Consider the following 26,282-nt stretch of genomic DNA (forward strand, 5'->3'; position numbering starts at 1 on the left):
CGCGCAAGGTGGCGTATAATGAGGATATTCTGAACAACATTAAACGGAGGAGAGAAACATGCCGGCATTAACACATTTTTACACGCTATTTCAACCTGAGCATTACGACCTCTACATTGACGTGAACCGCGCCACCAAGCAAATCACTGGCCAGTCCGTCATCAAAGGAAACGCAACGGCGCAAGCCATTGCGATCCACCAAAAGGGCATGACCATCAGTGCCGTCAAGAGTAACGGTGCTAAGGTACCATTTACGCTGGACGAGGACGCGGAGGCCATCCGTATTGAGCTGCCCGCTGCCGGGGCAACCACTTTGACCATCGACTATGCCGCACCACTGACTGATTCCATGATGGGCATCTACCCGTCGTATTACGAAGTTGATGGGGTGAAGAAGCAAATCATTGGCACGCAGTTTGAGACCACTGCCGCCCGTCAGGCGTTCCCGTGTGTGGACGAACCGGAAGCCAAGGCTACATTTAACCTGGCGATCAAGTTCGACGAGCACCCGGGTGAGACCATCATTAGTAATATGCCCGAAACGCACACCGAAAATGGCGTGCACTACTTTGACACGACCAAGCGGATGTCCACGTACCTGATTGCCTTTGCGTTTGGCGAACTGCAAAGTAAGCTGACGCATACCAAGAGTGGCGTTGAAATCGGCGTCTTTGCCACCAAGGCCCACGCCGCCAAGGAGCTCGATTTTGCCCTGGACATCGCCAAGCGGTCCATTGAATTCTATGAAGACTTTTATCAGACGCCATACCCGTTGCCACACTCCTACCAGTTAGCGCTACCCGACTTCTCGGCCGGCGCAATGGAAAACTGGGGGCTGGTGACCTACCGGGAAGCTTACCTGACCGTAGATCCGGATAATACTTCGCTGAGTACCAAGCAGCATGTGGCGACCGTCATTGCCCACGAGTTAGCCCACCAGTGGTTCGGCGACCTGGTCACCATGAAGTGGTGGGATGACCTCTGGCTGAATGAAAGTTTTGCCAACATGATGGAGTACGTGGCTGTCGACGCGCTGGAACCGGAGTGGCACGTGTGGGAGTTGTTCCAGACTTCCGAAGCCCCATTGGCACTGCAGCGTGACGCAACTGATGGCGTGCAGTCCGTGCACGTCGAAGTAGAGAACCCGGCGGAAATCGATGCCCTCTTTGATAGTGCGATTGTGTACGCCAAAGGGGCGCGGATGCTCGTGATGGTACGTGCCTTGTTGGGGGACGACGCCATGCGCGCCGGCTTGAAGGCCTACTTTGCAGCGCACCACTACGGTAACGCGGCTGGGGACGACTTGTGGGCTGCGCTAGGGGCTGCCTCCGGGCTCGACGTTGGGGCTATCATGCACTCATGGTTGAACCAGCCGGGGTACCCGGTCGTGACGGCGAGCGTCGAAAACGGCCAGCTGACCCTGAGTCAGCAGCAGTTCTTTATCGGTGCCGGTCAGGATGCCGGCCGGCTATGGCAGATTCCGTTGAACGCCAACTACGACGCGGCACCAACCATCATGAAGGATGCCACCATTACGTTGGGCGATTACGCCCAGTTACGGCAGGCTAACGGTCAGCCGTTCCGCCTGAACGTGGGCAATAACTCCCACTTCATCGTACGTTACGACGACACGCTGCTGCAGGACATTCTTCGGGAAGCGGACCAGCTCGATCCAATTAGTCAGTTGCAGTTGTTGCAGGATCAGCGGCTGTTGGCTGAGGGTCGGCAGATTTCATATGCCGACGTAGTGCCGTTACTGCCGCGGTTTGCAGCCAGCCAAGCATCGGTAGTTAATGACGCCCTCTACCTAGTTGCAAGCAACCTGAAGAAGTTTGTGGCGCCAGAGTCGGCAGCTGAACAGCAACTCAAGCGTTTCTACGACCAGCTGAGTGCTGATCAGGTCGCACGTCTGGGCTGGACGCCGCGAGCTGGCGAGTCTAACGACGATGAGTTGACCCGGCCGTACGTCCTGAGTGCCGCGTTGTACGCGGAGAACCCAGATAGCATTGCGGCGGCCCACAGCTTGTTCCAGCAGTACGCGGACAATCCTGGGGCCTTGCCGGCCGCAACGCGTGTGTTTGTGCTGACTAACGAAGTGAAGCACTTTGGTAGCGCGGCGCTCTTCGACCAGTTGGTGGCCGCTTCCCGCGCCACCGCGGATGCTATTTACCGGGCTGACATTGCCCAGGCATTGACGACGACCACTGATTCGGTACTGATCAAGCGGTTAGTGGACATGTTTGAGGATGCTAACATCATCAAGCCGCAGGATTTGCGGTCTTGGTTCCGCGGTTTACTAGCGAATGACGCTGGCCAGCAAGCGGCTTGGGACTGGTTGCGCAACGAGTGGTCCTGGCTGGAAGAGACCGTCGGCGGCGATATGGAGTTCCCAACGTATATTACTGTCATCGCGGGCATCTTCAAGACGCCGGCCCGCTTGGCCGAGTTCAAGGCCTTCTTTGAACCTAAGATCAGCGACACGGCCCTGACGCGTGAAATCACCATGGATACAAAGGTGATCGCTAGTCGTGTGGCGCTCGTAACCGATGAGCAGGCAGCCGTTAATGCGGCAGTAGCCACGGCTACGAACAAGTAAGTTTAATATCGGTGCCTAGTTCAGGGACAACGCCCGCCAATCACTTAACTAATTGGTGGGCATTTTTATGGTTGCCCAGGAATCTTGTCGGTATTTACTATGCGGTCAGCCCCAGCGGTCGTGGCGCTTGGCGTTACCCCCATCCCTGTGGATGCGTGCTAAAATAAGTTAACTTTGGTTGGCGGGCATACAATGCGCACGGGTGACTTTGAATGACGGCTTGGTCGAGTCGCTGTTTGACGTGGGCACGCTCTGCAGATCGATCCGGCCAGGGAGGTATGAGGCATAATGCGAGCATTAGTAGTAACAGCGTCAGACCAACGGACAATTGAAGCGTTAACGTGGACCGACCGGCCGGTGCCGCAACCAGGCCCAGAGCAGGTATTGGTACGTACTGCGGCGGTGGGGTTAAACCCGGTCGATTATAAAGTAGTGCAAGCGGGTAACCCCGCTTGGCGGTTTCCGCACACCGTGGGGGTCGATATTGCTGGCACCGTGGCGGCGGTCGGGGCCAACGTGACCCGCGTACGGGTCGGCGACCGTGTGGCCGGACATGGTGACTTGGCTCAGGATGGCACCTTTGCGGAGTGTGCGATCATGCCCGCGGCCGCGCTTGCGGTGATTCCGACCAATGTCAGTTGGGTCACGGCGGCTGGTAGTCTTTGTGCCGGGTTGACGGCCTACCAGGCGTTGTACCGGAAAGCCAACTTGACTGCGGTGGACACGGTGTTAGTGCATGCGGGTGCCGGCGGCGTTGGTAGTATGGCGATTCAGTTGGCGCGTGCCGCTGGTAAGCAGGTCGCAACGACCGTGTCCGCCCACAAACAGGACTTCGTGGGCCGGTTGCACCCGGATTTGATGATTGACTACCGTACGGAAGACGTGGATCAACGCTTGGCCGACTGGACACATGGTCTCGGGGTGGACCTGATCATCAACACGATTGGGCAGCCTGCTGCTGATTTGTCCCGCTTGGCGTATAACGGCCAGTTGGTGTGTGTTCTGGATACGCCGGATACGGCCCCGGGGGCCAAGGCCCTCGCCATCAGTGACCTCAATCTTGGTGGCGCCCATCGTAGTGGTGATCCCCGGCAGGTCGCTGACTTAGGACGGATGGCCCAAGCCTTGTTAGCGCTGATTGCAACGGGTCAGGTGGACCCCCAGGTGGAACGCGTAGTGCCGGCGGCCGACATTGTGACTGGACTACAAATGATTGCTGCGGATAAGGTTGTGGGCAAAGTAGTGGCTACCTTTGCATAATCAACTAATGTTTATTAAAGTGGCACAAGGTTAACGCACATAAAAAATCCGGTTGGTACATACGGTGCCAACCGGATTTTTTATTGGCGGGTGTAGGTGCGGTAAGGCACCCGGTAGCCGGGAGTACCGGGGATGCGCGTCAACGTATCGTCTTGGGTGAGGTATGCAGGCAACAAGGCTACCCCCTGACCAGCCCGCACCAGGTTAATGATGGCGGCCCATGAATCAATGGCCTGAGTGGTTACCGGGTGGTGTGCGGCAAAGTGCAACGAGCGGGCGCGAAAAGGACACTGCTGGTCGCTATTGATGAGCAGTGGTAGGCTCGGGGTCGCGGATGGTGCCCGTAAGAACATCGCGGGTAGGTAGTGCAACGGGCCGGGTTGGTAATCCGGTTGCTGAAATTGGGCGTAGGTGATCACGGTGGCTACCCTGGTATTGGTCAGCGTATGGATAGCCGTTGAACTGAGCAACTGGTACTGATAATCCTGCAGGCTAAGTACGTGGCGGTAGCTAGTGAGGTAATTGAAGAGCAATGTGGAAATGATGGCCTGGGGACGGGCATTGTCCGGATGCAGGTGGGCCCGCAGCCGCGCGGTCGCCTTGAGCGCTGCGGTGGCGTACGCGTAAAACTCGGTGCCAGCTTGGTGGGGGTAATGCCTGGTGACTACGGTGAAAGAGCTGCACGTTAAATTCACGCTCCAGGCTTTGCAGCCGCGCAGTGATGTTTGATTGGGCAAAGCCGAGTGCGCGGGCCGTAGCGTTAATGGAGTGCAATTCATAGAGTTGGCGGAAAATCTCGAGGTCATTAAGTTGCATGGTTTGCGTACCCCCTATCACTAATTACGATAACCCTAACACATTTTGGTAATATGCACAGCGCTTGAAACCACGTACACTCAAACTAAAGGTAAGTTAAGCAGAATGATTTGAGGAGGAATTAATATGCCATATATTCGGGTACGTATTGCTACTAACCAATAGGATCACCCCACAGATCAGGTCGCCGCTATGGTCACACAATTGGCAGTGAACACGCTGGGTAAGAACGCCGCTGCCGCCGTGGCTGACGTGCAGTTTCGGGATCCGCACACGTGTTTGTGGGTGGACAATCAATGGCCGCGGCGCACCAAACGGGGTTTTATGTCGAAATTAAGGTGACCGCGGGGACGAACACACGTGACCAGGAGGCCGCCTTCATCCGCCAATCCTTTGCACACATGCAAGACATCTTTGGCGATGTTGCCGAGACTAGCTACGTAGTGGTGCATACGGTGGATTCGGCTGATTGGGGTTACGGCGGTCGGACCCAGGAGGATCGGTACGTGCAGGGGTAGTCGGCACGAACACAGCGCGTCATATTATTATTGATCGGTTTAGCGGCTCGCACTGGATGCATAATCTGGTGGGGGTCGCTTTGATTGTGGTCGCAATATGGGTAATAACTAGCGGTAATGTTAGTTATCTCCAGAAAAATGTCACTTTTTTTAAAATAAGTGTTGACTTAAACTCGTGTTTAAGTCGTAGAGTCAGTTTTGTTGATTAGGACACATGACAAAGGAGTAATAATATGACAGCAAAAACATGGTTAATTACCGGTACTTCCACCGGTTTTGGTCGTTCCTTGGCGACGTTCTTGGCTAAACAGCCAGATGTCAACGTGGTGGCCACAGCACGGCACCCAGAACAGTTATCCTACCTGGATGAATTTGATCACGGTCAGATTCTGAAGCAACGCCTCGACGTAACTGACCGCGACGAAATTGCCGCCGCAGTCAAAGCCACCGTCGATAAGTTTGGTGCGTTGGACGTACTCATTAACAACGCCGGCTTGGGCTACTTTGGTACGTTTGAGGAAAGCGACCGTGACCAGGTCAAGTACATGTTTGATGTGAACGTTTGGGGCTTGGTTGACATGACCCGTGCCGCTTTGCCAACGATGCGGCAGCAGCATGAAGGTACCATCGTCAACTTCTCTTCCATTGGTGGCTTGTTCTCCTTCCCTACTTTGTCCTTCTACCACGGTACCAAGTATGCCGTTGAGGGGATGACGGAGTCGTTGGCTAAGGAAGTTGCTGACCTGAACATTAAGCTGATGTTGATCGAGCCAAGTGGCTTCCGGACCGACTGGGCTGGTCGTTCATCCAACAAAGCAATGCCCAAGATTGATGACTACAAGCAGTTTGCCGATTTCATTGAAGGTAACGAAGAGGGTGCGCACCACGAGCCTGGTGACCCTGACAAAGCTGCACAGATTATCTACGACCAGGTGACTAACCACCGGGACAGCTTGCCACTACGCCTGCCCCTAGGCAAAATTGCTAGTGACACGGCCATCAACAAGTACGAGCAGACCCTGGCTGATTTCAAGCGCCTGCACGACCTGTCGGCCTCCGCTGACCAGCCAGAAAAGTAGTCGGTTCGCGTTAATGGCCCTTGTTTCCAGATAATTACACCCGTCATTGAATGATGGGGAGCAAAGTGGCATACTGTAAATGGTTATTAATAGTAAGTTACTGCTGGGAACACAGGAGGTTGGTAGCATGGCACAGATTAAGTTGACGGACAGTTTCATGGACTGATGCGGCGCAAAGGCTTGGCGGACAAGACTTTGCTGCTGATTGCGGATGATGGTGGTGGGCGCTACTCCCTCCAGGGTGGGGCGTGCACCATCGGTTCGAAGTTCAGTTTAATTGAGCTGGATGCACCGGACCCTGACTACAACGTGCGCCTCGAAAACGATGCGGGGTTAGACCTGTACACGTCAGATTATGACCTGTTCTTCCTGGAACATGGTGCGGTGCTCGATTTCAAGCATTACGCCATTGACCTGAAGGATGACGCTCACCACATCGATGGTGCGGTCACGATGGCCAAAGGTGCGGATATCCTGGCGGCCTTCAAGCAGGGCCTGACGGTTGCTGGCGAGACCTGCTAACACCAATTGACAATGATTCCCCGTGACGCCGTGGCGTTGCGGGGAATTTTTATGTGGTGAGTTCGCAAAACTTGTTCTAATGATCATTCTGCAGATAAGTAGTGCTTCAGATTATATTGTTGGCGAACAAAAAAATGGCAACCACTGAGGAGCAGTGATTGCCACTTTCTGTATTGTATAGGTAAAAAAAATTTGCTTCTTCGATTAAAAACAGACTTACTTTGCTGATGCCGTCGACAGTGTCTCCGGCTCAGGGATATCAAAGTTATATTCCTTAATCAAAGCATCAATGTCGCGGCGGATGCCAGTAATCAGCTTCTTTGCATTATTGATGTGTTCGTCAGTGTAAGGTACTTCCATTGGCGCGCGCGAAAACCCAGCGTAACGTCCCTCAGCCTTAAGGGCTACGTGTGAGGAGATGGTGGAGTCAGTGAACAAAATTTGCTTCCGGAAGTTAGTTGCAAGGGTGTATGCTTGATTTTTGCTTCATAATTGTTTGTTTCAAAAATCTTCTTAATCTTGTAGTCCACATCTGGGACGTAGTTAGTCATTCCGCCAATGATGGTATCACCGCCCATTTGTGACCAAGTCAACCAACAATTTTCAGTGCCGAGGATAACATGGAAATCTTTGTGATTAAGCTTTGCGTCGTAGAACACTGAGGATAGAAACTTGAAGTCAACCGAGGCGTCTTTTAGGCCTTTAAGGCCAACAGCCTGTAACTTCTTAACAAAATCGAGAGTGAACATGAAACCCGAAGTCTTGGGATTGTTGTACGCATAAGTAGGGATGTTGACAGACTGAATAATCGTCTTGAAGTAATCAAAAATTAAGTCTTCAGAGTACTTATTGTACCATGGTGCAACTGCGGCTACTGCGTCAAAGCCCAATGCTTCGGCTTGGGTTGCCAACTCTACAGCCGACTTTGTGTCAGCGGCACCGACGTGTGCAATTAGTTTACGATCTGGGAACTTTTCACGAGCCTTGACGGCTACCTTAAACAGGCTAAGTCGCTCATCATTTGTCATCAGTGGTCCTAACCCGTAAGACCCAGTTACAAATAACCCATCTACACCATTAGCAAAGAAGTATGTCCACAAATCAAGGGTGGCTGGTTCGTCAACCGAACCATCTTCCTTGAACAACGTAATGCAAGGTGAAATGACACCAGAAATATCTGACATAACAAAAGCCTCCATGTGTTTTGAAATCGTTACCAACTTACATCTCGAATGATAGTGAAAAATATTTCAGTTGTCAACACACAACTTGAAAAAAATTCAGAAAAAAAGTTTCAGCAAATTTGTTGACAAAATATTTCACTCGGGATAGTATGAATTTCGAAAGGAAGCGCTTTCCTGAATACAACACTTTTTGGTAGATATGGAGGCATTCGCCCATGGAAGAAGCAACACTCGGTCTTGATGTTGGCACATCAGGCTTGAAGGTCAGTGTGTATTCTATTAATCAAGATAAAGTAATTGAAAATTTTGTTGCACGTTATAGGGAACCGGCGATTGATGTTGGTGTTTCAACGGTTAATCGCTTTGTAGATACTATTATTGACTCAATTAATCGTGTCGCAGAAAAACTAATAGTAAAATCAGTAGCGTTATCCATACAGATGTATTCATTTGTTGTCAAGCGTGATGGTAAAGAGGTTGTTTACCAGTGGAATGTCCCGTGGCATAAGGATCCAGAGGTTGAGAAAATTCTAGAAAAATACGTTGATATTTCTGGATGCCCCGTTGATACTCTTTTCCCATCGTATAAGATTTTAGCTGCGAAAAAGGATAATAATTTTCACGGTGAAATCCAACCTTATGGTTTACAGGAAGCAATTATTCGTGCTTTAACAGGAAAGCTTGCAGGAGATTACTGCAACATTTCCTCTTACGGATTTATGAACGTTCGGGACCGTACGTGGAACACTGAGTTACTGCATCTTGCTGGTTTTGATGAAGCGGACATGCCAGAGTTGTATAAGTTCAATGCGCCGGTAGGAGAAGTAATTAATCCCAAGGTCAAGCAAGAATCCCCTATTATGGTTGCTTGCGGATTGGGTGATGGCCCATCTGCTTCGTATGCGTCGGCAGGGACATCGTCTTTAGCGGCGAATATTGGGACGTCTATGGCAGTTCGTGCTTTTGTAAATGATATTTCTAAGATTGATTTTCATCGTGTTTGGACGTACGCAGTTGACGACAATACTTGGTGTGTGGGTGGAATTAGCTCTAATGGTTCTGCGGTTCTCGATCACTTTCGTGATGTTAATGTTGTCAAAGATTGGACTGTTTCTCCTAATAAAGCAAATAACACAATTAAGTTCTTCCCGTGGAAATATGGTGAGCGAACGCCTTATTGGTCAAGCTCCTTAAAGGAAACTATGTTGGGCGGGAATGATAAGTCCACACTTAACGATTATCAAGCGGCAATTTTCCGTGGTGTGGCATTCACATTAGCTTCAATGTTTAACGAGGCTTATAAAGTTGTCCACGATAACAATGAAATGCTTGTTGTGGCTGGTGGTGGTGCCAAATCTGAAATTCTCATGGAATATCTGGCTGGTGTTATGCCGGTGCCTATGGGAATTCTGGAAGGATTTGATTTTCTTGGTTCTTATGGTGCCGCATATGTTGCCGCTGAAGCAATTGATCAACACCCAACTAAAAGTCAGTATTTAAACCGGGTTTATAACCCGACGATGAAGTATGTACATGCTTATGGGGAATGGAAGGAAATGGCCGACTATCTAGCAAACTTTTATAACTCGACTGATTTCCATGTCAATGAGGATAAGAGTACGTTTGCAGCACTGATTGGGGGCGAAAAATAATGGGTATCAACATGTTGGCCGGCTATCAAAAGATAGTTACGATCATTCTCCTTATTGCAATTGGTTTTGTTCTAAAGAAGATCAATGTCATCTCCCCGGAATTGCAGAAAGGTCTGAATAACTTTCTGATTAAGTTCATTATTCCATTTGCGGTTTTTGCAGCTTTTTTTTAACTCCGTTTGATTGGGCTAAGGCAAAGACGTCTATGGTTCTTATTGGAGCGGCTATTCTCTTCTACCCTGTGATGCAATTAGTAGTTACGAAATTGTTTTACTTTTTTTGTCAAAGATGACGATAAGAAACGGCTTTTCCAATTTGATACTACTTACAATAATGGTGTGTTCATGGGTTATCCATTTGCTCAAGCACTTTTTGGGAGCAATGGTTTGTTCTTTGCATCGGTATTTAATTTGCCATTCAATATTTACCTGTGGTCCATTGGTTACGCTCAGTTTACCAAACAGCCGATGAACAAAAAGGGCATTTTAAACACTCTAACTAATCCTGTGATTATTGCTTGTGTTTTGGGGTATGTTTGGTGGATTTTGCAAAGATTTGTTCCAGCCAGTGCTAACGTAGTATTGGACCCTGTTAAGGACGTATTTACTACTGTTTCAAGTTGCAATACACCGATGTCAATGGTCGTAATCGGTGCCATGCTAGCTGATTCTAAAATTGGTGCAGTTCTTAAAGATTTTCAAGTTTGGTACTTTGCGGCTTGCAAGCTGCTGGTCGTGCCAGCCTTAATGCTAGTAATTTTGTACTTGATCGGTGCACGGAGCTGGACACTAGCTATCCCAGTTGTAATGACTGCTATGCCTACTGCTGCTACGGGGGGTATTCTTGCTGGTCAATTTAATATTCAGAAGGAGCTGGCTGCATCATTAATCACCTTTACTACGTTACTGTCGGCGGCCACAGTGCCTATTTGGTTAATTTTAGTGTTGAATATAGTTGCTTAATAATTGGAGGTTTTAGTCATGACAAAGGTAGTAAGTTTAGCACGTTCATTCGCAAAGCTGGACGACAAGCCAATTCGGATGTTGAGAGATGCCGGCTTTGATGTCGAAATTAAACGTAACTTTGATGTTTATGACGAGAACAAAATTGCTAAACTGATTGGTGATGCTGACGCGGTTATTGTCGGTTCCGATAAGGTTGGTCAGGTAGTTTTTGATAACTGCCCTAATCTCAAGGTAGTTTCCAAACAAGGCGTGGGGTTGAATAATGTCGATCTTGAACTAGCCAAGGAGCGGGGAATTAAGGTTACAAATACGCCTGGAGCTAATCGCGAGAGTACCGCTGAAATGGCCTGGTTGTTACTCATGGCTGCCAATCGTAACCTCTACCATGAGGCACATGAGCTCAAAGCAAAGAATGGGGATTACGGCGCCACTGCAATTCAGAGTGATTTGTTTGGTAAAACAATTGGTATTATTGGGTTTGGTGCAATTGGTCGGACCATTGCGCGGATTGCGATGGGCTTTAACATGAAGGTTATTGCCTATGATCCATTCTTGAAGCTGGGCGCTGCGAAAAGTGGGGATTATGATGCAAACATCGTTTCGCTTGATGAAGTTCTAACAAAGTCTGATTTCATCACGTTGCATTCTCCGGCAACCAAAGATAATCATCACATGATCAATGCAGACGCTATCAAGAAAATGAAGGATGGGGTCATCATAGTTAATGCAGCACGTGGTGAGCTCATTGATGAAGATGCCCTTTTTGCGGCGTTAAAGTCTGGTAAGGTTAAAGCTGCAGGGTTGGACGTTTTTGAGGGTGAACCCCCCGTTGGTAACAAGTTGTTGACTTTGGACAACGTTATTGGGACTCCACACGTTGGTGGGCAATCCGTTGAGTCTAGTAAGAATCTTGGATTGCATGCCGCTCAGAATGTGATCGATAATTTGAAATGATGTCTATTTGATATGGTGGCTTTTTATGCGGGAATGCCTGTAACGACATTCCTCTTTTTTTTACATAATCAAAGTTGTGCAATTATTGAAAAATTAGCACAAATAAGTGGCTAAGTAAATTGCAAAAAAAATATCAGTACAAGTAAAATATCCTTAAAGGTTGTTCAAACTAAGTTTTAAAATCAGTTGATTTGCCGATTTGCAAGCGGTTAATCTAAATTACTAGGTGGGGTTGTGTATGAGTAAAGTCACGTTGAAGGATATTGCGAAGGAAACTGGCTTTTCTGTTTCAAAAGTATCACGTGCGATTAGTGGCACTGGTGCCATCAAAGAAGAGGATCAGAAGATAATCCTACAGACGGCGCAGCGTTTAGGCTATAAAACGAGTGTTGTGTCTAGCAAATCGGATTCGGAAAATCTACTGGATAGAATTGCAGTTTTGATTCCTAAATTCAATGCATACCTCACTTCGGACTTTATTCAGCGATTGAATGATCGGCTACTGAAGAATGGGTACGTTGTCGATTACTACACTGTTGAAGGTTCAACTAGGCCAGAGGCCGAATTGTTGCAATTTATCATTAACAAAGGCTATAAAGCGATTATTTACAAACCGCGACGGGTTCGCAAGGATGTGCAGGCAGTGATTAATACAACTAGCACACCAATCTTTTCATACGGTCAGGTTTACGGAAATTGTATCAATATCAATTACGATAATTCTCGGATGATGTATGAAATGACAAATATTGCAATTGGTGCGGGTGCTAAAAAAAATTTTGTACGTTGGCACTTTTAAGGATGATATCGAGGTTGGTTCCAAACGTTTTGACGGGTTTATGCGAGCAGTTGAGGAGGCCAAGCTCACTTACCATTATCTTGAATGTGAATGCAATATCAACAAAGCTTATGAGATGGCTAGGGACATTGAATTTAAGCAGTATGATGCAGTGGTGACTGCTATGGATAAACTGTCACTAGGTATTTTTCGCTATTTGATGGAAAGTAAAATAATTCCAGGCAAAGATATTTTGCTTTCTGGCGTCGAAAACTATGATGTTACTAACATCATCACACCTTCAATGACCACTGTAGAATTGAGTAAGGCCAGTGTTGTGGATATTATTATTGAAAGGTTGACGAATAACGATTTTCGTCCTCAGAATTTGAGCGTGCCGTATAAGATTATTCGGCGTGAATCGATGTGATACTAAATAAAGACAACAATCCTCGTAACTTTTTTTTGAAGTTGCGAGGATTTTTGGACTTTTGCGTGGGAGTGGGAAAGGAAGATTTATGTATGCATCTTTGATGGGGCAATTTACGGTCATATTTGGTGCTACCTTAATATCCTTGAGTCTCTACCATGTAGGTGTCCAAGGGTGAAAAACACGAAAGGTGGATCAAATTGTGGCTTGCACAATTATGGTGTGTATTTCCTTTAGGCAGGATCAGTACGATAAATTGAAAAAAATTGCTGATATTACGGCCCAGGTTCACGTGCGGACTAGCAATGGTAGCATCGTTGTACGGCAAGTCGTTGTAGGGTGAATTGTAATATCAGTGGCAGTCATCATCATGATGGCTGCCGTCTTTGTCGGTATTACGGCCTGTCGGTCAGAAGTTACCCCACGGTGCCGCAGTGCTGTATAATATACGCATGGTGTATAAACGGAATTAACTATTGAGGGCAGGTATAATCCATGGAGTTGCGGTTACTCGAATATTTTTGGACGGTGGCGGATGCCGGTACGGTTTCCGAAGCGGCGCGACGCCTGCACGTCACCCAGCCAACGGTGAGTCGTCAGATTCAAGCGCTGGAAGACGAGTTGGATACGCAACTCTTTGACCGGGAGCACAACCGGCTCACGTTAACCGAGGCGGGGGTCTTTTTGCGGAGTCGGGCCCAGGAAATTTTATCCCTCACCCAGCAAACTGAACAGGCGTTTACGGACCGCCAGCGCGCCGTCATGACCGGTAATCTACGCATTGGTTGCGTGGAGGCCGATAATTCCGCTACCATGGCGATGATGCTGGAGGAGATGACGGCGGAGTACCCGGAAGTAACCTTTAGCATTACCACTGGCGATGGGGCTATTATCACGGATCAGCTGGACAAAGGCTTGGTGGACGTGGCCGTCCTGCTGGAGCCCGTAGATACCACTAAGTACGAATCGCTAAGACTGCCGCGGGTTGAGCGTTGGGGCTTGCTCATGGCCCGGGAAGCCTTTTTGGCAACGCGTGACGTCATCACGCCCCAGGATATGGGCGGCTTACCCCTGATTATGTCGGAACGGCCAGCTGTGCGGACCATGCTGGACCACTGGTTGGCGGGGGCGGAACCGCCGCACATTATCGGGCATTTTAACCTCAATTTCAACGTCGTGCCACTAGTTGAACGACAGGTCGGCATGGCGTTGAGCATTGAGGGCGTCAACCGCGACGTAGATCACGACCGGCTCAAATTTTTGCCGTTGTCCCCGACGTTATCGACCCATTGCGTGCTAGTGTGGCGGCGTAACCGGGTATTGACGCCGTTGGTGGCGGATTATATCCGGCGGTTCCGGGAAGCTTTTAGTTAAATCAGTACGGTTATAGACGGCGTCAAGCCGCCTTTTTTTGTACCTATACACACCGCGTATAGATACATGTTAACTAGGCATTTCACGAATAAGTTGCAAGAGTGTAGAGTTACCCTTGTAATCAAAACGTGCATAGGAGGCACAAACTTATGGCTAACAATGAAGCAGCCGTTAAGAACGGCATTTTCCCGATGGGCGACAAGGACGACTCGTACGCACAGTATTTCGTCGGGCAAAGTTACTTGGCGTCACTGGTCGCTGATCCGGACGTGAACGTGGGCGTCGGCAACGTCACCTTTGAGCCTGGTTGCCGCAATAACTGGCACATTCACCACAATGGCTACCAACTGTTACTCGTTACGGGTGGCGAAGGCTGGTACCAAGAAGCCGGCAAGCCGGCGCGGAAATTACACCCGGGCGACGTGGTGATCACGCACGATGGGGTCAAGCACTGGCACGGTGCCACTAAGGATAGCTGGTTCAGTCACATTGCCATCACGGCGGGCACGCCGGAGTGGTTGGAACCAGTCAGCGATGCGGAATACGCAGCATTGGAGGACTAACGTCATGGCTAAAAAAAACAAACTGCTGGACGCGACCAGTTGGGCGACTTTGCACCCCAGTTCGCGGCTTTGAATGATGACGTACTGTTTGGCGAAGTGTGGGCCAAAGAGGACGAGTTGTCTGCGCGGGACCGGAGCCTCATCACGTGTGCAGCGTTGATGGCCCAGGGATTGTTCCCACAGCTGGAGGCCCACATGCGGATCGCCAAGCAAAACGGGGTTACCCGCAAAGAAATGGTCGCGCTGATCACCCACCTGTCCTTCTACGCCGGCTGGCCAAAGGCGTGGTCCACATTCGGATTGGCCAAGGACATCTTTGGTGAGGACCAGTAACGGTTCCCTCCTGAGTCGCACACGGGAGGTGGCTACCGCATGACAACATTGGCGTATTTTTCCCGTGCGGGGATGGACGTTGTTGCTGGGCAACCGCAGCGACTAGCGGTCGGGCATACGGCACGGTTGGCTGACGACATTGCGACGACCCTGGGGCTGCCAGCACAGGCTATCGTGCCACAGCAGCCCTATCCGGACGATTACCAGGCCACGATCGACCGCACGCGGCGGGAGTACGAGCAACGGTCATGGCCAGATGTCTTGACCCCGGCACCATTGCAAGGTGACGTGTTGCTACTTGGATTTCCGATTTGGTGGGGGGGACTTACCCCGCCCCGTGGCGTCGTGGCTACGGCAGGTGTACCAACCGCACATGACGATCCTGCCGTTTTGCACGCACGCTGGTAGTCGTTTTGGCACCAGCCTCACGACCATTCGGCGTTTGTGCCCCATGGCGGTGGTCGCAATGGGCCTCCCGGTGCGCGGGGACCGCGTCGACCAGGCCGGCTGTGCGGTGACGCACTGGCTCAGAGAGGCTGATCTGACTAGCGGCCGGTAATACACAGACTAAATAAGTTAAAGTTGTCACTACGCTACAAGGGAGCATAGTAGCAACTTTTTTTGTGGACACCAATAGTTGCACACGCACCACGTGCAGGATCATGCTACTGCTGGTGCCAGGCTGGGCATAAGATTGGCCCACAGTCTCGTCAAATGTAGTTAGGGCAACCAAACGTACTCCCCAGCCTGTTAAAATAAAGGCAAGGGGGTGAACGGTGTGAATCCCAACTGGCAACACTCCGCCGTGGCTGTCCGGCGGGTCCACCTATTCTTTAGTGTCCTGGTCTTGGTGACCATGGTGCGGCAGTTTTTCCTGGGTAACTTTGAGGGTATCCTGATGTGTCTGTTGACACTAGGGCTATTTGCTGTGCCCACGTTAATTCGCCGGCACACGCAGATCGATCTGCCCATCTTGCTGGAAGTGTTGGTGTTACTGTTCATCTTTGCAGCCGAGATTTTGGGTGAGATTCATAATTTTTACGGGACCTTCCCTTATTGGGACGTCATGTTGCACGTGATTAACGGCTTTCTGGCGGCGGCCATTGGCTTGTCGTTGGTGGAGATCCTCAACCAAAAGGACCTGTTTCATTCTGAGCTATCACCGCTGCTGCTGGTGTTGCTGGCCTTCACGTTTTCAATGACCATCGGGGTGCTCTGGGAGTTTTTTTGAATTCACCATGGACCGCTGGTTCAACCTCGATATGCAAAAAGATGTGGTGGTGCACACCCTGCGGTCGGTGCTACTCAACCCCACGGGCGCTAACCGTCCGGTCACGTTGCACCATATTACGGGGATGACCGTCACGGCGGGGGGCAAAGTTGTGCGGCTGCCGGTACATGGCTACCTTGATTTAGGGTTGGTCGACACCATGAAGGATTTGATGGTGAACTTTATCGGGGCGGTCGTGTTCTCGATCTTTGGCTGGCTGTACCTGCACAACCGTTACAAGTGGCGGTTTGCCGGGCAATTTATCCCACGGCGGCGGTAACGTGAACGATAATTATGCCCCCAGCGTGCTAGTGCAGCACTGGGGGCATTTAGTATTACTGTACGCGGTGGTGGGGCAAGGTTAACAACCGGTGGTAGAGGTACCAGTTGATCAGGCCGAGTGCCACCAGCATGGTGAAGGCCCAGCGGCTCCCGGCGGCTACGTTAGCGGCGTGGCTCACGTGTGAGTGGTGCACCATACCCATCATGAGGGCTAACACCGTCGTCCCGATGGCGCCAAAAACCTGCTGGCCGGTGTTGTAGAGAGCGTTAGCGTCGTTCTGAACGGCTTTGTCCATTTGTTTCAGCCCGTACGCCACGGTATTACTAAAGGCCATCGAGCGGCCGATGGCAAAAATCATGTAGGTGATGGTGACTCCCAGCACGCCCATGTGGCTGCCGCCAATTGCCAGTGCGGCGAGTGCCAGCGTGAAGAGGGCGTCACCCGTATAGAGGGGTGCCTTGCCACCGAGGTGGTCTAGCATCCACCCGTAGACGGGTTGCCCAAGACCGTTGAAGAGGCTACCGGGTAGTAGCACCAGCCCACCAATTAGGGATGTAGCACCAAACACCTCCTGGACGTAGTTGGGCACGAGAAAGTTGATGCCAACGTTGGCAAACTGCAGGAAGATGTAGGGCAAGAAACTATACAAAAACGCCGGGTCGCGGAAAACCTGGAGTTCAAAGAGGGCGCGCGTGGGGTGACGGGATAGGCGGACGAACAGGAGCAACCCGACGATGGTAATCAGCAGTAGTATGGCAAAACTCAGCCATCCCCCGTTTCCGAGTTGGTTCAGACCGACAATCAGACTGATCACTGCGATGGCCAGGACGGTGAAGCGGGTCCAGTCAAAAGCGTAGTGCTGAGTGGGCGCGTATTGCTTGATGCGGCCCTGCCCCAAAAGCAACAGGACGACGGCCAACGGCAGGGTGGTCCAGAAAATCATCCGCCAACTGGCAAAGGCCACGACGGCACCACCGAACGTGGGACCCAACGCCGGGGCAATCAGGATAATGACGTTAGCCAGACCAATGTAGGTGCCCAGTTTGGGCCGCGGTACGACGTCGAGGATGATGTTGACCATTAACGGCGTACACAGGCCCACACACCCTGCTTGAATTAAGCGACCGATAAGCAAGACGGGGTAGATGGTGGCTGTGGCACATAGTAGGTCACCGGTGATGAAAAGCAACGCGGAGGTAACAAAGAGTTGGCGGTTAGTAAACCGGCGCTTCATATACGCGGAGGTGAGCATGACCAGCGCGGCCATGAGCAAGTACCCGGCGGTGACCCACTGGACGGTACTGAGGCTGACTTGAAACTGGCGTTCCAACGTGGGGAAGGTGACGTTCATGGACGTTTCCGTGAGCACCCCCATGAACGACATCAGGGCAACGATGGTCACCACCAACATGGGTTGGTGGTAGATTTTTGGTTGTTAGTGGCGGTTGACAAGTGTTTCAATCCTTTCATGGTGCATGGCATATTATTTCCATTATAATGCAAGTCACGCCGGGATGAACCGGACCCAGCAGCCAGGGCGTTACTGGGCGCGTGGTGTAGTTGATGATCATCACGGGCAGTCAGCGCCAGGTGGGACGGATAGTAATGACGGCAAATTGTTATTTTAAAATGGTAATGAGCCGCACTTGCAGACTGGACCCTGGCAATGCTCGCTGGCCCCGTAATATGCACATTGAGCCGCATTGACTGGCTAACGGGGTGTAACCACACCATGTGCGTACATATATTTCTGAAATTATTGTGTTTTTTTTCTTGGCTTATCCCAAAGAAAAAAATATTTATCAGTTATTTTTGATTTGTTATATAATAGTTACAATTGTAGCGTGGCACTTACATATTGGGATAATTTTGTAGTGGTTAGGTTTGATGTTTAAGTTACCGTTGCGCTGGATTGGAGAGCAGACCGCGCAATTATTGGGGGCAATACATGACGGATTTTGATCAGGTTGAGCACACTTTTTTTTGTTCAGCCAATTGTAGATATCGATACCGGTAGTACTTTGCGGTACGAGTTGTTGCTACGGGAGCGGTGCGCAGCCGGGTGGCGGTTGCCGTCCTCGTTTGGTCTGTCGTTTAGTGACGTGCGCCGGCTAATGTGGCAAGCACTGGCGTCACTGGAGTTGAAACGGCTTACGCTTAACGTGACCGTGGCGCAATTTGTCGATGCCCGGTTTATTGATCAACTGGTTACGCTCAGGGAGAATACGCCCTTGTTGGATTGTCTGCATGTCGAGTTGGCTGCTTTACCAGACATCGCGGCGATGCAGCGTACGGCACGGGTCCTGAATAGTGTGGGCATCCGGGTCACGGTTGATGATGTTGGGGCCGCTAACCTGACGGAGGACGTCGAGGACTTCTTTCCGTACCTACATGACATTAAGTACGCAATGCAAAACGTACGGGTGCCGGGCAACCACGCGGACGTGGAAGCTCAAGTCGGTTACTGGAAGCGGTTGGCCGATGAATATGGGTTGGGGTTCACGTTGACCGGGATTGAGAGCCATGCGGACGTTGATGTGGCCAATCAGTTGGGAATTACTACCGGTCAGGGTTTCTACTACGGGCGGCCAGTACTACCGGGACGGATGTTTTAAAACAGTATCAGTGGGCGTGGTGTCGCGACAGAATGGTTGTCGTTATGGTCACGTTTTTTTTGTTGCTCGCTGCAAGCAGCATTACCGGAATGTTACCGATTGATTATCGGCGATTATTGTTTTCATTTGGTGGTATCATGAGTCTGATTTATAACATATTACATCGATGCAAGTTACATTGATGCAAGCAGCAATAAGCACGGGTGTACTGGGTATGGGGATACCGGCTTTTCAAAGTACGCAAGTGCTTGGGGAGTGGGCTTATGAATATGGATATGGCGACGGGGTTACCGGCCAGTGGGGCACCCCTAAATTTTTGGCTATGGCTAGCACAGCTTTTTATTACCACGGTCTTTGCGACTGGTTTTATCACCTATTACCAACAGGGGTGGCACAACGCCCACGAAAAGTATGGGCAGCGGCCCGTCGTGAGTTGGATGATTCGGCTCACCATGTTGGTGGGCGCCATTGTCTTGGGGATTGCGTTACATATGATCGGCTGGCGCGTTTTTGCTAACACCACGGGATTGATGTTTCATAATTTGGGCCTATTTACGCTAACGTTTACGTTACTAGTAGAAGGCGAAGCGCTCTGGGAATACCTCGTGCAACTGGTCGCGGTGCTGTTCGTTTGGAATATGCACCACATGGGTTATTACAGCGACCCCAAGTACACCATCTCGCTGGTGATCTTGGCTATCCTAGCGGTGATCATTTGGTTGCACAAAAATGATATTCGTTACTACGTGGTGCGCAACGTCGGTTTGTTCACCGTCATCGGGTTAGATTTTTGGACGTTGCTACCACGACATTCGGCGGGCTTAACGATGACGCCTTTAATTGCCTTTCAGGGTTTTTCTATGTACCTAGCATGATTATCGCCACCGCGTTTTACCTACGGGCAGACCACCTAGCCGAAGTGCGCAACGAAGAAAATGACCAGACAGCGCACTTTGATAGCCTCACGAACGCCAAGAGTTACGCCACGTTCGAAGAAGAGGTGACGGCCGCGTTTAACCGTGCCCGTCAGCAGGGCCAGCCACTGACGATGGCCGCACTCGACATCGATTACTTCAAGCAGATCAATGATCACTACGGTCACCTGGGCGGGGATGACGTCCTCGTGGGCATCGCCCAGCAACTTAGTGCTGTCCTGGCCCGTCATGGGAACAGGGCTGCGTTGTACCGTACCGGAGGCGAGGAATTTAACGTGGTGTTGCCAGCAATGGACGTTAAAGCCGCGCAACCCATCGTCGAGGACTGCTGGCGTTCGGTGCGCCAGGGCCACTTTCATGCTGGGGACAACATTGTGCGGTTGACCATTTCCATGGGTGTAGTGGACATGGTGGACGCCGACCGCAACATTGAGGACCTCTACCGTCGGGCCGATGAGGTTTATACCAGAGTAAGCACCACGGGCGTAATACCATTACGGTGAACGGTCGCACGGTGGCCGGTGATCCGGAACGGCGGCCGATTGCGATTCGAACCATCTTGACCCAGCGCGTATATGATACCCAAAGTCAGCCGATTGTCGCGACACACGACGAGGTGATTTTGGCGACCTACGCGCAGCCGTACGATCGGTGGGACTTTCCGGATGACGTGGACCTGCCGCTGTCGGTGCAGCTGGATTACGTGCAGCGGCTATTGGCGGCGGAGTGTTGTGGCCGCGTCATTATGAACCTGACCCAGAAGCAGTTTTTGGACGTGCAAACGCCAGCGTACCTGGCACGCTTTCAGGCTCACCACCCCGCCCTCAAAAGGTTGGTGTTGGAACTAGGTAATTTACCCTCTGCTGCACAAATTGCGGCGCGGACGCGGGCATTTCACGAGTACGGCTTGCGGATTCAGTTGGAGGACCTGGCCCCCTTTGGCGAGGATAAGCTGATCCGGGCGGTCCTGCCGGTGGTGGACGGGTTAAAGTTCAACGTCGAGCGGGTGCGGGCCGCGGTGGAAGCCGGCCAGGTTAAGCTGCAAGTGGATGACTTTAGGCAGACCATGGCCCGGTATAACGTGGTGGTGGTTGTGAACGGAATTAAAACAGTCATGATGCTGATTACGCCCGGCAGGTATTGGGTGCGCGGTATGTTGAAGGGTATTACTACGACCGGCCGCAATTGCCCCGGTTTGCCTGATCGGTCGGGATGATGCTCACGCTGGTTTATAGCGCTAGATTATGCCATGATAGTAGGTGAAGAGGTAGACAACTGAGCAAGGACAATAGGAGGGTATCTTATTATGGTAGAACTTTGGCTAACCCGTCACGGTGAGACTGAGTACAACGTGAGTGGTGTGGTGCAGGGTGTGGTTAATTCCAACCTGACTAAGCGTGGTGTGGCTGATGCTCAAGCGTTAGGGCGTGGCTTTGCAGCTGCTGGGGTGAACTTTGATGCCGCGTATTCTAGTGACTTGCAACGGGCGGCGGACACCGCCCAGCTAGCTTTAGCGGCGGCACACATTGACCTGCCGGTGACCCAGATGGCAGGGCTCCGGGAGCAAAATTTTGGTCTGTTTGATGGTCAGCCGGAGTCACAGCGACAGGGCGCACTCGCGGACATGTTGCGGGAGGCCGGGGTGCCGAACGTGGAGCGGCTCAACATGAAGCAGCTCGTCGATTTGGTGCGCATTCTGGACGTCCATCGTGGTGGCGGCGACGCCGAGAACAGCCACATGAGCCTGAAGCGGTTCAACCAAGCAATGACGACAATCAGCGAAACGGCGGTGGCTCAACACCAGGATAACGTGTTCGTGGTCGCCCACGGCGCGATTATCTGGTTGTGGCTCAACTCGTTGGGGATGCCGGATACGGCCGATTTCATCAGGAACGTGGCGGTATCCAAAATTGTTTACGGCCAAGGTCGCTTCACCCTGCTCGGCTATAACGACCGGCGTTACGTGGAAAATGGGGGTGGCACGCGCGACGTGCCCGCCCAGGAGTTCAAACTCGAATAGATAATAGGGAAGGGGGTGCCACTAGTTAGCTGGTGGCACCCCCTGTTTTTATCTAGGGCTGGTTGATGAACATGACATTTGTGCGTCTTGCGGTTAAGTCAGGGTAATGCGTGTTACAATCAGTCCGTAAGTATTGACGGAATAATTAACCGTTATCATTTAAGCAGATGGTGAGGTAACTAGCGTGTGGGGACGCGGTGCACCATTGGCGCTGGTTGCGGTTGGTTCAAGGGGAGTTGAGGCGAGCATGAATACCGGTATGTTCCGTATGGCGGGCGCGTTTATTGTGGTGCTGCTGACCAACGTCACGGTGTTGTTGGGTATTATTGCCTCAGTGTACTGGGTGGATCTGCAGACGCATCCGTCCTGGGTGGCGCGTTGGCGACCGCAGATTAAAGTTGCATTAGGGGCCGTCTTTTTAGCGTACCTTTACACCGAGTCGTGGATCAACAACAACATGGGTCCACAGGTTTACGGCTATCATTGGGCTACATGAACATGTTAGCGGTGACCATCTTTTTGGTGGTCACGGGCAGTCGCCGCTGGTGGCAGTTGGTGGGTGTTGACGCCATCGTTTGTTTGTACGCGTGGGCGCGGACGGTCCATAATGGGCCGGCTGTGTGGATTAGTTTGCTCCTGGTATTGGCCTGTACGACGGTGGATTATTTATGGCGTGACTGGACCAGACAATCACGGTTCGTTCAGTACGGTTTGCTACTATTAACTGGGGCCGCCGCCGTTATGCTAAATCATGCCATGTTGGTGAACGAATCGTTTACGGTGGTGCCGGGCTTTTGGCTGCGACAGTGGCTCGGACTGCTTATCCTAGGGGTCGTGGCCCTCGAGTACTCAACAACGCTCATCAACGCCCTTGAGAATACCCGTGAACTTGCGCGGAATGCACGCGTGGACGGGTTGACCCAACTGAACAACTTTAACACGTTCAACGAGGCCCTAGTGCAACACTTTACCGAGTATGAGGAACACAAGCAGGGCTACTCGGTCTTTGAACTGGACGTGGACTGGTTTAAGCGCATTAATGACACCTACGGACACTTGGCGGGCAACCGCGTACTTGCAACCGTCGCGCGCGGTTTAAGTAACTGTACCGCGGGGGCACCGTGGCCCGCCAAGGCGTACCGTTTGGGCGGTGAAGAGTTTGGTGTAATCATGGACGTGGCGTTGAATCCACACCAAGCCGCCGCCGCCGCGGAACACTTTAAGCACCGGGTGGAAGCCATGCGGTTTAATAGTGTTGACCCCCAACTTAAGATTACGGTATCCATTGGGCAGGCGAATGTGCACGACAGTCACTATAGCTTTAACGACGCTACAAGCAGGCGGACCGCAACCTCTACCGGGCCAAGCAAAGTGGACGTGACCGCATCGTGATTGAGGACCCAGAATTGGTCAAATAGCATAGAACAAGGCGGGGACAGTCGTAACGTGGCTGTCCCCGCCTTGTTGGCTCAAGTTAAAGAATCTGAATGTTTGCCGCCGCACACTGGTCGAGCATCTCCTGCGGCCAGACGCTCGCCTGGACTTCACCGACGTGGGCCTTACCCAGCAGTAACATGCACACGCGGGATTGGCCAATGCCGCCACCAATCGTGTACGGTAATTCGCCGGCCAGGAGTTGCTGGTGGAATGGGAACCGTAGCCGGTCTTCCGCGTGGGCAGCTTTGAGTTGCCGCCGAAGCGCGTCTTCGTCAACGCGAATACCCATGCTGGAGATCTCCAGAGCGTGCTGCAACGGTTCGTACCAGAACAGGATGTCACCGTTGAGTTGCCAGTCATCGTAGTCGGGGGCACGGCCGTCGTGGCGCTTGCCGCTCTTGAGTGGGCCGCCGATCTGCATCAGGAAGACACACCCCAATTCCTTGGTGATGGCATCCTCGCGTTCCTTCGGCGTCTTGTCGGGCCACCGGTCTTCCAGTTCCTGTGTGGTGACGAAGTGGATGGCGTCGGGTAAGTGGTACACTGCCTGCGGATACTTGTACCAAACTTCGTGTTCCATGTGCTTCAGGACCTTGAAAATTTGGCGTACGGTAGCCTTCAGGGTATCCAGGTTCCGTTCGTCTTTGGCGATGACTTTTTCCCAGTCCCACTGGTCAACGTAGATGGAGTGGATGTTGTCCAGATCTTCGTCCTTGCGAATGGCGTTCATGTTGGTGTACAACCCCTCGTGCATACCAAAGCCGTAGCGTTTCAGCGCGGCGCGTTTCCACTTGGCGAGGGAGTGCACCACCTCAATATCCTGGTCGGGCATGTCCTTCATGCTAAAGTGAACGGGTGTTTCCACGCCGTTAAGGTTGTCGTTAAGGCCCGTGGATTGTTCAACAAACATGGGCGCGGACATCCGGGATAGGTTCATCGCGGCACCGAACTCGTCCTGGAAAGTTTCACGAATATAACGAATGGCCGCCTCAGTCTCCTTCACGGACAGCTTCGGGTTGTAATCAGTAGGAATAATCAAATGCATGGGCGCAGCTCCTTTGCTAAATCCAATTGTGACATTCAACGCGGGACCAAAGAAAAAAAACCTCTTTCGTCCCAAATCATGGGACGGAAAAGGTTTCCGCGGTACCACCCAAGTTGTTTATTTCAAATAAACCACCTCATAGAGTACTAACATACTCCGCCGGCCATAACGTCCCGGTGACGACTAAGCCTACTCAGGCAGTGCCCTTTGGGTTAGCAACTAAGAAAGTGTTGTTCGGATTCTGTCCATCCCGATTGAGTTTCCACTAGCCTCAATTCACTGGCGGGGGCGCTAAAATCTTACTGGTCTTTCCTCTGTTTTTAATTTATTTAATTGCCAGTATCGTAGCACGTCCCCGGCGCAGGTGCAACACCTGGGGCAATTTTTTTTGTGGTAAGTGGTTTTGATTGGGGTAGGGTGATGGCATTGTTACTGCTGGATACCCGCACAGTCTCACCATGACTGCGCCGTTCGACCACCAGTCTGAAATTGGCGTTAGCGCGTGTGCAATTCAATTCCTGCCTGTGGGGAGAAGCAAGTTTCGGTAGGGGCAACCATGGCTGGCCGGTGGGGCACAGTTAGTCATATGCCAAAATTTATCATCACCGTGCAATGTTTGTGGTGCACCCCCGTGTGAAAAGCGTTAACATGTACGCCTCGCGGCCAGCTAGCGGGTTTATTGTGTGTTGGCCACTAGCCATACTATATAGTGGGTCAGATGTCTCCATAACATCAATATCTAGTGTATTCAAGACTTTAATTCAAAAAAAAGTTTCGCTGCATAATAATCAGCAGTTGTTCTAACAACGAGATTTTTATATAGCGAAGGGGATTTTTTTGCAATGGATTCATCAGAGAACTATTTCCAGTGGTTGTTCAAGCAGTTAAAGGGTTGGCCACAACAGAATTACTACCTGTTCTGGTTCGCATTGGGCTGCCAGATCATGACCTTGGTTAACGGAAAAATTACGGGGTTGACCGTCATTACGTTCTGCGGGACCATGCTCGGGGTGTTGTGTGTGCTGGCCATCAACGCCACTAAGGCCGTCAATGGCTGGTTGGGCCTTGTCAGTGCTGCCTGCTTCATCATCGTCGGTTTTTCTGCACGCAATTACCTGTCCATCTTTGAACAGATTGCGTACGTGGTCACGCTGGACCTGCCCGTCCTCATCAGTGTACGGAGCTGGAACGACGACACCAAGAATCACCTGCGCAAGTTTGGGGCCAAGGAATGGGTCATCTCCCTGGCCTTTACCCTGATCGTATGGGGTTTGAGTGCTTACCTGATCGGTCACCTGACCAACGATCCACGTCCCGTTTATGATGGTTTAGCCTTCTCCATCTCCTTGACTGGTGGGATCGTCTGTTTCCTGCGTTACAGCAACCAGTACTTCTGGTGGTTGTTCAGTGGGATTGCGCAGCTGGTGCTTTGGGCAATCACCTTTGCTCAGGGCGACGCCAGCCTGGCCATGGCCATCAACGCCAGCATCTACGTTATCAACGACATCCTGGCCTTCACGGTCAGCCCGTGGTTTAACGCCGGCCGTAAGCGCCTGGGTCTTGACACCCTGAAGTAGTACTCATTGATCTGTAATTGGTACTACCAATTTACGGCAAAACTGGTAAAGTGAATAAGGTACATTTGAAGCGGGC

Annotated in this window: 29 protein-coding genes, 2 pseudogenes and 1 other annotated feature; of the genes and pseudogenes, 25 read left to right on the forward strand and 6 right to left on the reverse strand. The window is 51.3% G+C overall.

The features are described from left to right. The first annotated feature begins 58 nt into the window (after positions 1-58). Together JCM13996_RS04665 and JCM13996_RS04670 are read left to right on the forward strand one after the other, a co-directional pair. Positions 59-2,596, forward strand: a complete 2,538-nt coding sequence (locus JCM13996_RS04665; protein ID WP_054750024.1) for a M1 family metallopeptidase — start codon at positions 59-61, stop codon at positions 2,594-2,596. Positions 2,597-2,884: 288 nt separating this feature from the next. Next, positions 2,885-3,856 carry an alcohol dehydrogenase catalytic domain-containing protein gene (locus JCM13996_RS04670; RefSeq protein WP_054750026.1) on the forward strand — a complete coding sequence of 324 codons (972 nt, stop codon included), beginning with the start codon at positions 2,885-2,887 and terminating at the stop codon, positions 3,854-3,856. 80 nt (positions 3,857-3,936) lie between these two features. Here JCM13996_RS04670 and JCM13996_RS04675 read toward each other — a convergent pair whose 3' ends face one another. Both JCM13996_RS04675 and JCM13996_RS12870 read right to left on the reverse strand, forming a co-directional pair. Beyond that, positions 3,937-4,551, reverse strand: a complete 615-nt coding sequence (locus JCM13996_RS04675) for a LysR family transcriptional regulator (RefSeq protein WP_054750028.1) — start codon at positions 4,549-4,551, stop codon at positions 3,937-3,939. Positions 4,552-4,573: 22 nt separating this feature from the next. Then, positions 4,574-4,672, reverse strand: a pseudogene (locus JCM13996_RS12870) (LysR family transcriptional regulator); the annotation flags it as partial. A gap of 296 nt (positions 4,673-4,968) precedes the next feature. Between JCM13996_RS12870 and JCM13996_RS10430 the strand changes: the two are divergent. The 3 genes and pseudogenes from JCM13996_RS10430 to JCM13996_RS04690 all read left to right on the forward strand — a co-directional run bounded on the left by JCM13996_RS10430 (position 4,969) and on the right by JCM13996_RS04690 (position 6,791). Beyond that, the gene (locus tag JCM13996_RS10430) at positions 4,969-5,190 is read left to right on the forward strand and encodes a tautomerase family protein (protein WP_082383829.1); all 222 of its coding nucleotides are present in this window, start codon (positions 4,969-4,971) and stop codon (positions 5,188-5,190) included. A 233-nt stretch (positions 5,191-5,423) separates the two neighbouring features. After that, the gene (locus JCM13996_RS04685) at positions 5,424-6,269 is read left to right on the forward strand and encodes an oxidoreductase (RefSeq protein WP_054750030.1); all 846 of its coding nucleotides are present in this window, start codon (positions 5,424-5,426) and stop codon (positions 6,267-6,269) included. Positions 6,270-6,396: 127 nt separating this feature from the next. Then, positions 6,397-6,791: pseudogene (locus tag JCM13996_RS04690) on the forward strand (iron-sulfur cluster biosynthesis family protein). Between the two features lie 216 nt (positions 6,792-7,007). Here JCM13996_RS04690 and JCM13996_RS10830 read toward each other — a convergent pair. Further along, the gene (locus JCM13996_RS10830; protein WP_156321865.1) at positions 7,008-7,151 is read right to left on the reverse strand and encodes a hypothetical protein; all 144 of its coding nucleotides are present in this window, start codon (positions 7,149-7,151) and stop codon (positions 7,008-7,010) included. Positions 7,152-7,195: 44 nt separating this feature from the next. After that, complete coding sequence (locus JCM13996_RS04695) at positions 7,196-7,975, reverse strand: dihydrodipicolinate synthase family protein (RefSeq protein ID WP_054750032.1); 780 nt, start codon at positions 7,973-7,975, stop codon at positions 7,196-7,198. A 215-nt stretch (positions 7,976-8,190) separates the two neighbouring features. Here JCM13996_RS04695 and JCM13996_RS04700 point away from each other — a divergent pair, with 215 nt between their 5' ends. The 12 genes from JCM13996_RS04700 to JCM13996_RS11655 all read left to right on the forward strand — a co-directional run bounded on the left by JCM13996_RS04700 (position 8,191) and on the right by JCM13996_RS11655 (position 16,574). Further along, positions 8,191-9,627, forward strand: a complete 1,437-nt coding sequence (locus tag JCM13996_RS04700; protein ID WP_054750033.1) for an FGGY family carbohydrate kinase — start codon at positions 8,191-8,193, stop codon at positions 9,625-9,627. Between the two features lie 11 nt (positions 9,628-9,638). Next, positions 9,639-9,800, forward strand: coding sequence for an AEC family transporter (locus JCM13996_RS12875; RefSeq protein WP_369395696.1), 162 nt, complete (start codon positions 9,639-9,641; stop codon positions 9,798-9,800). Positions 9,801-9,971: 171 nt separating this feature from the next. Continuing rightward, on the forward strand, positions 9,972-10,589 hold the full coding sequence (locus JCM13996_RS04705) for an AEC family transporter (protein WP_082383831.1): 618 nt from the start codon (positions 9,972-9,974) through the stop codon (positions 10,587-10,589). A gap of 18 nt (positions 10,590-10,607) precedes the next feature. Then, positions 10,608-11,546 (forward strand): phosphoglycerate dehydrogenase, encoded by a 939-nt coding sequence (locus tag JCM13996_RS04710; RefSeq protein WP_054750038.1) that lies wholly within the window; start codon positions 10,608-10,610, stop codon positions 11,544-11,546. 238 nt (positions 11,547-11,784) lie between these two features. Further along, positions 11,785-12,345, forward strand: coding sequence for a LacI family DNA-binding transcriptional regulator (locus JCM13996_RS04715; protein WP_054750040.1), 561 nt, complete (start codon positions 11,785-11,787; stop codon positions 12,343-12,345). Next, positions 12,311-12,754, forward strand: coding sequence for a substrate-binding domain-containing protein (locus tag JCM13996_RS04720; RefSeq protein ID WP_162205185.1), 444 nt, complete (start codon positions 12,311-12,313; stop codon positions 12,752-12,754). The genes JCM13996_RS04715 and JCM13996_RS04720 overlap by 35 nt, the downstream gene beginning before the upstream one ends. A 495-nt stretch (positions 12,755-13,249) precedes the next feature. Then, positions 13,250-14,128: a LysR family transcriptional regulator gene (locus JCM13996_RS04725; RefSeq protein ID WP_054750044.1), complete on the forward strand. Its 879-nt coding sequence runs from the start codon at positions 13,250-13,252 to the stop codon at positions 14,126-14,128. A gap of 149 nt (positions 14,129-14,277) precedes the next feature. Beyond that, on the forward strand, positions 14,278-14,691 hold the full coding sequence (locus tag JCM13996_RS04730; protein ID WP_054750046.1) for a cupin domain-containing protein: 414 nt from the start codon (positions 14,278-14,280) through the stop codon (positions 14,689-14,691). A gap of 39 nt (positions 14,692-14,730) precedes the next feature. Next, positions 14,731-15,024: a carboxymuconolactone decarboxylase family protein gene (locus tag JCM13996_RS04735; protein ID WP_054750048.1), complete on the forward strand. Its 294-nt coding sequence runs from the start codon at positions 14,731-14,733 to the stop codon at positions 15,022-15,024. 39 nt (positions 15,025-15,063) lie between these two features. Beyond that, a complete protein-coding gene (locus tag JCM13996_RS04740) occupies positions 15,064-15,432 on the forward strand; it encodes an NADPH-dependent FMN reductase family protein (RefSeq protein ID WP_054750050.1) in 369 nt (122 codons plus the stop codon). 370 nt (positions 15,433-15,802) lie between these two features. After that, positions 15,803-16,255: a DUF2238 domain-containing protein gene (locus tag JCM13996_RS11650; RefSeq protein ID WP_225353470.1), complete on the forward strand. Its 453-nt coding sequence runs from the start codon at positions 15,803-15,805 to the stop codon at positions 16,253-16,255. Positions 16,256-16,262: 7 nt separating this feature from the next. Beyond that, the gene (locus JCM13996_RS11655) at positions 16,263-16,574 is read left to right on the forward strand and encodes a hypothetical protein (protein ID WP_225353471.1); all 312 of its coding nucleotides are present in this window, start codon (positions 16,263-16,265) and stop codon (positions 16,572-16,574) included. A 55-nt stretch (positions 16,575-16,629) separates the two neighbouring features. Here JCM13996_RS11655 and JCM13996_RS04750 read toward each other — a convergent pair whose 3' ends face one another. Further along, entirely contained in the window at positions 16,630-17,988 is a 1,359-nt protein-coding gene (locus JCM13996_RS04750) for an MFS transporter (protein WP_054750053.1), read from the reverse strand. Between the two features lie 556 nt (positions 17,989-18,544). Between JCM13996_RS04750 and JCM13996_RS04755 the strand changes: the two genes are divergently transcribed. The 7 genes from JCM13996_RS04755 (at position 18,545) to JCM13996_RS04785 (ending at position 23,539) form a co-directional block, all read left to right on the forward strand. Continuing rightward, complete coding sequence (locus JCM13996_RS04755; RefSeq protein WP_054750055.1) at positions 18,545-19,192, forward strand: EAL domain-containing protein; 648 nt, start codon at positions 18,545-18,547, stop codon at positions 19,190-19,192. A gap of 263 nt (positions 19,193-19,455) precedes the next feature. Then, positions 19,456-20,067, forward strand: a complete 612-nt coding sequence (locus tag JCM13996_RS04760) for a hypothetical protein (protein WP_054750057.1) — start codon at positions 19,456-19,458, stop codon at positions 20,065-20,067. Further along, a complete protein-coding gene (locus JCM13996_RS04765) occupies positions 20,064-20,630 on the forward strand; it encodes a GGDEF domain-containing protein (protein ID WP_054750059.1) in 567 nt (188 codons plus the stop codon). Before JCM13996_RS04760 ends, JCM13996_RS04765 begins: the two co-directional genes overlap by 4 nt. Next, a complete protein-coding gene (locus tag JCM13996_RS04770; protein ID WP_054750061.1) occupies positions 20,627-21,343 on the forward strand; it encodes a hypothetical protein in 717 nt (238 codons plus the stop codon). Before JCM13996_RS04765 ends, JCM13996_RS04770 begins: the two co-directional genes overlap by 4 nt. A 90-nt stretch (positions 21,344-21,433) precedes the next feature. After that, positions 21,434-22,147 (forward strand): histidine phosphatase family protein, encoded by a 714-nt coding sequence (locus JCM13996_RS04775; protein ID WP_054750063.1) that lies wholly within the window; start codon positions 21,434-21,436, stop codon positions 22,145-22,147. Between the two features lie 184 nt (positions 22,148-22,331). Continuing rightward, positions 22,332-22,643, forward strand: a complete 312-nt coding sequence (locus tag JCM13996_RS04780; protein ID WP_156321866.1) for a hypothetical protein — start codon at positions 22,332-22,334, stop codon at positions 22,641-22,643. 2 nt (positions 22,644-22,645) lie between these two features. Continuing rightward, entirely contained in the window at positions 22,646-23,539 is an 894-nt protein-coding gene (locus JCM13996_RS04785; RefSeq protein ID WP_054750067.1) for a GGDEF domain-containing protein, read from the forward strand. 82 nt (positions 23,540-23,621) lie between these two features. On the opposite strand, the gene asnA is transcribed toward JCM13996_RS04785, so the two are convergent. Next, on the reverse strand, positions 23,622-24,629 hold the full coding sequence (asnA, locus tag JCM13996_RS04790) for an aspartate--ammonia ligase (RefSeq protein ID WP_054750069.1): 1,008 nt from the start codon (positions 24,627-24,629) through the stop codon (positions 23,622-23,624). A 76-nt stretch (positions 24,630-24,705) separates the two neighbouring features. Then, positions 24,706-24,953 (reverse strand) — a binding site (T-box leader). A gap of 518 nt (positions 24,954-25,471) precedes the next feature. Here asnA and pnuC point away from each other — a divergent pair. Next, the gene (gene pnuC / locus JCM13996_RS04795) at positions 25,472-26,206 is read left to right on the forward strand and encodes a nicotinamide riboside transporter PnuC (protein WP_054750072.1); all 735 of its coding nucleotides are present in this window, start codon (positions 25,472-25,474) and stop codon (positions 26,204-26,206) included. The last annotated feature ends 76 nt before the right edge of the window (positions 26,207-26,282 follow it).

This window comes from Lacticaseibacillus thailandensis DSM 22698 = JCM 13996 (assembly GCF_001312865.1).
Taxonomy (GTDB): domain Bacteria; phylum Bacillota; class Bacilli; order Lactobacillales; family Lactobacillaceae; genus Lacticaseibacillus; species Lacticaseibacillus thailandensis.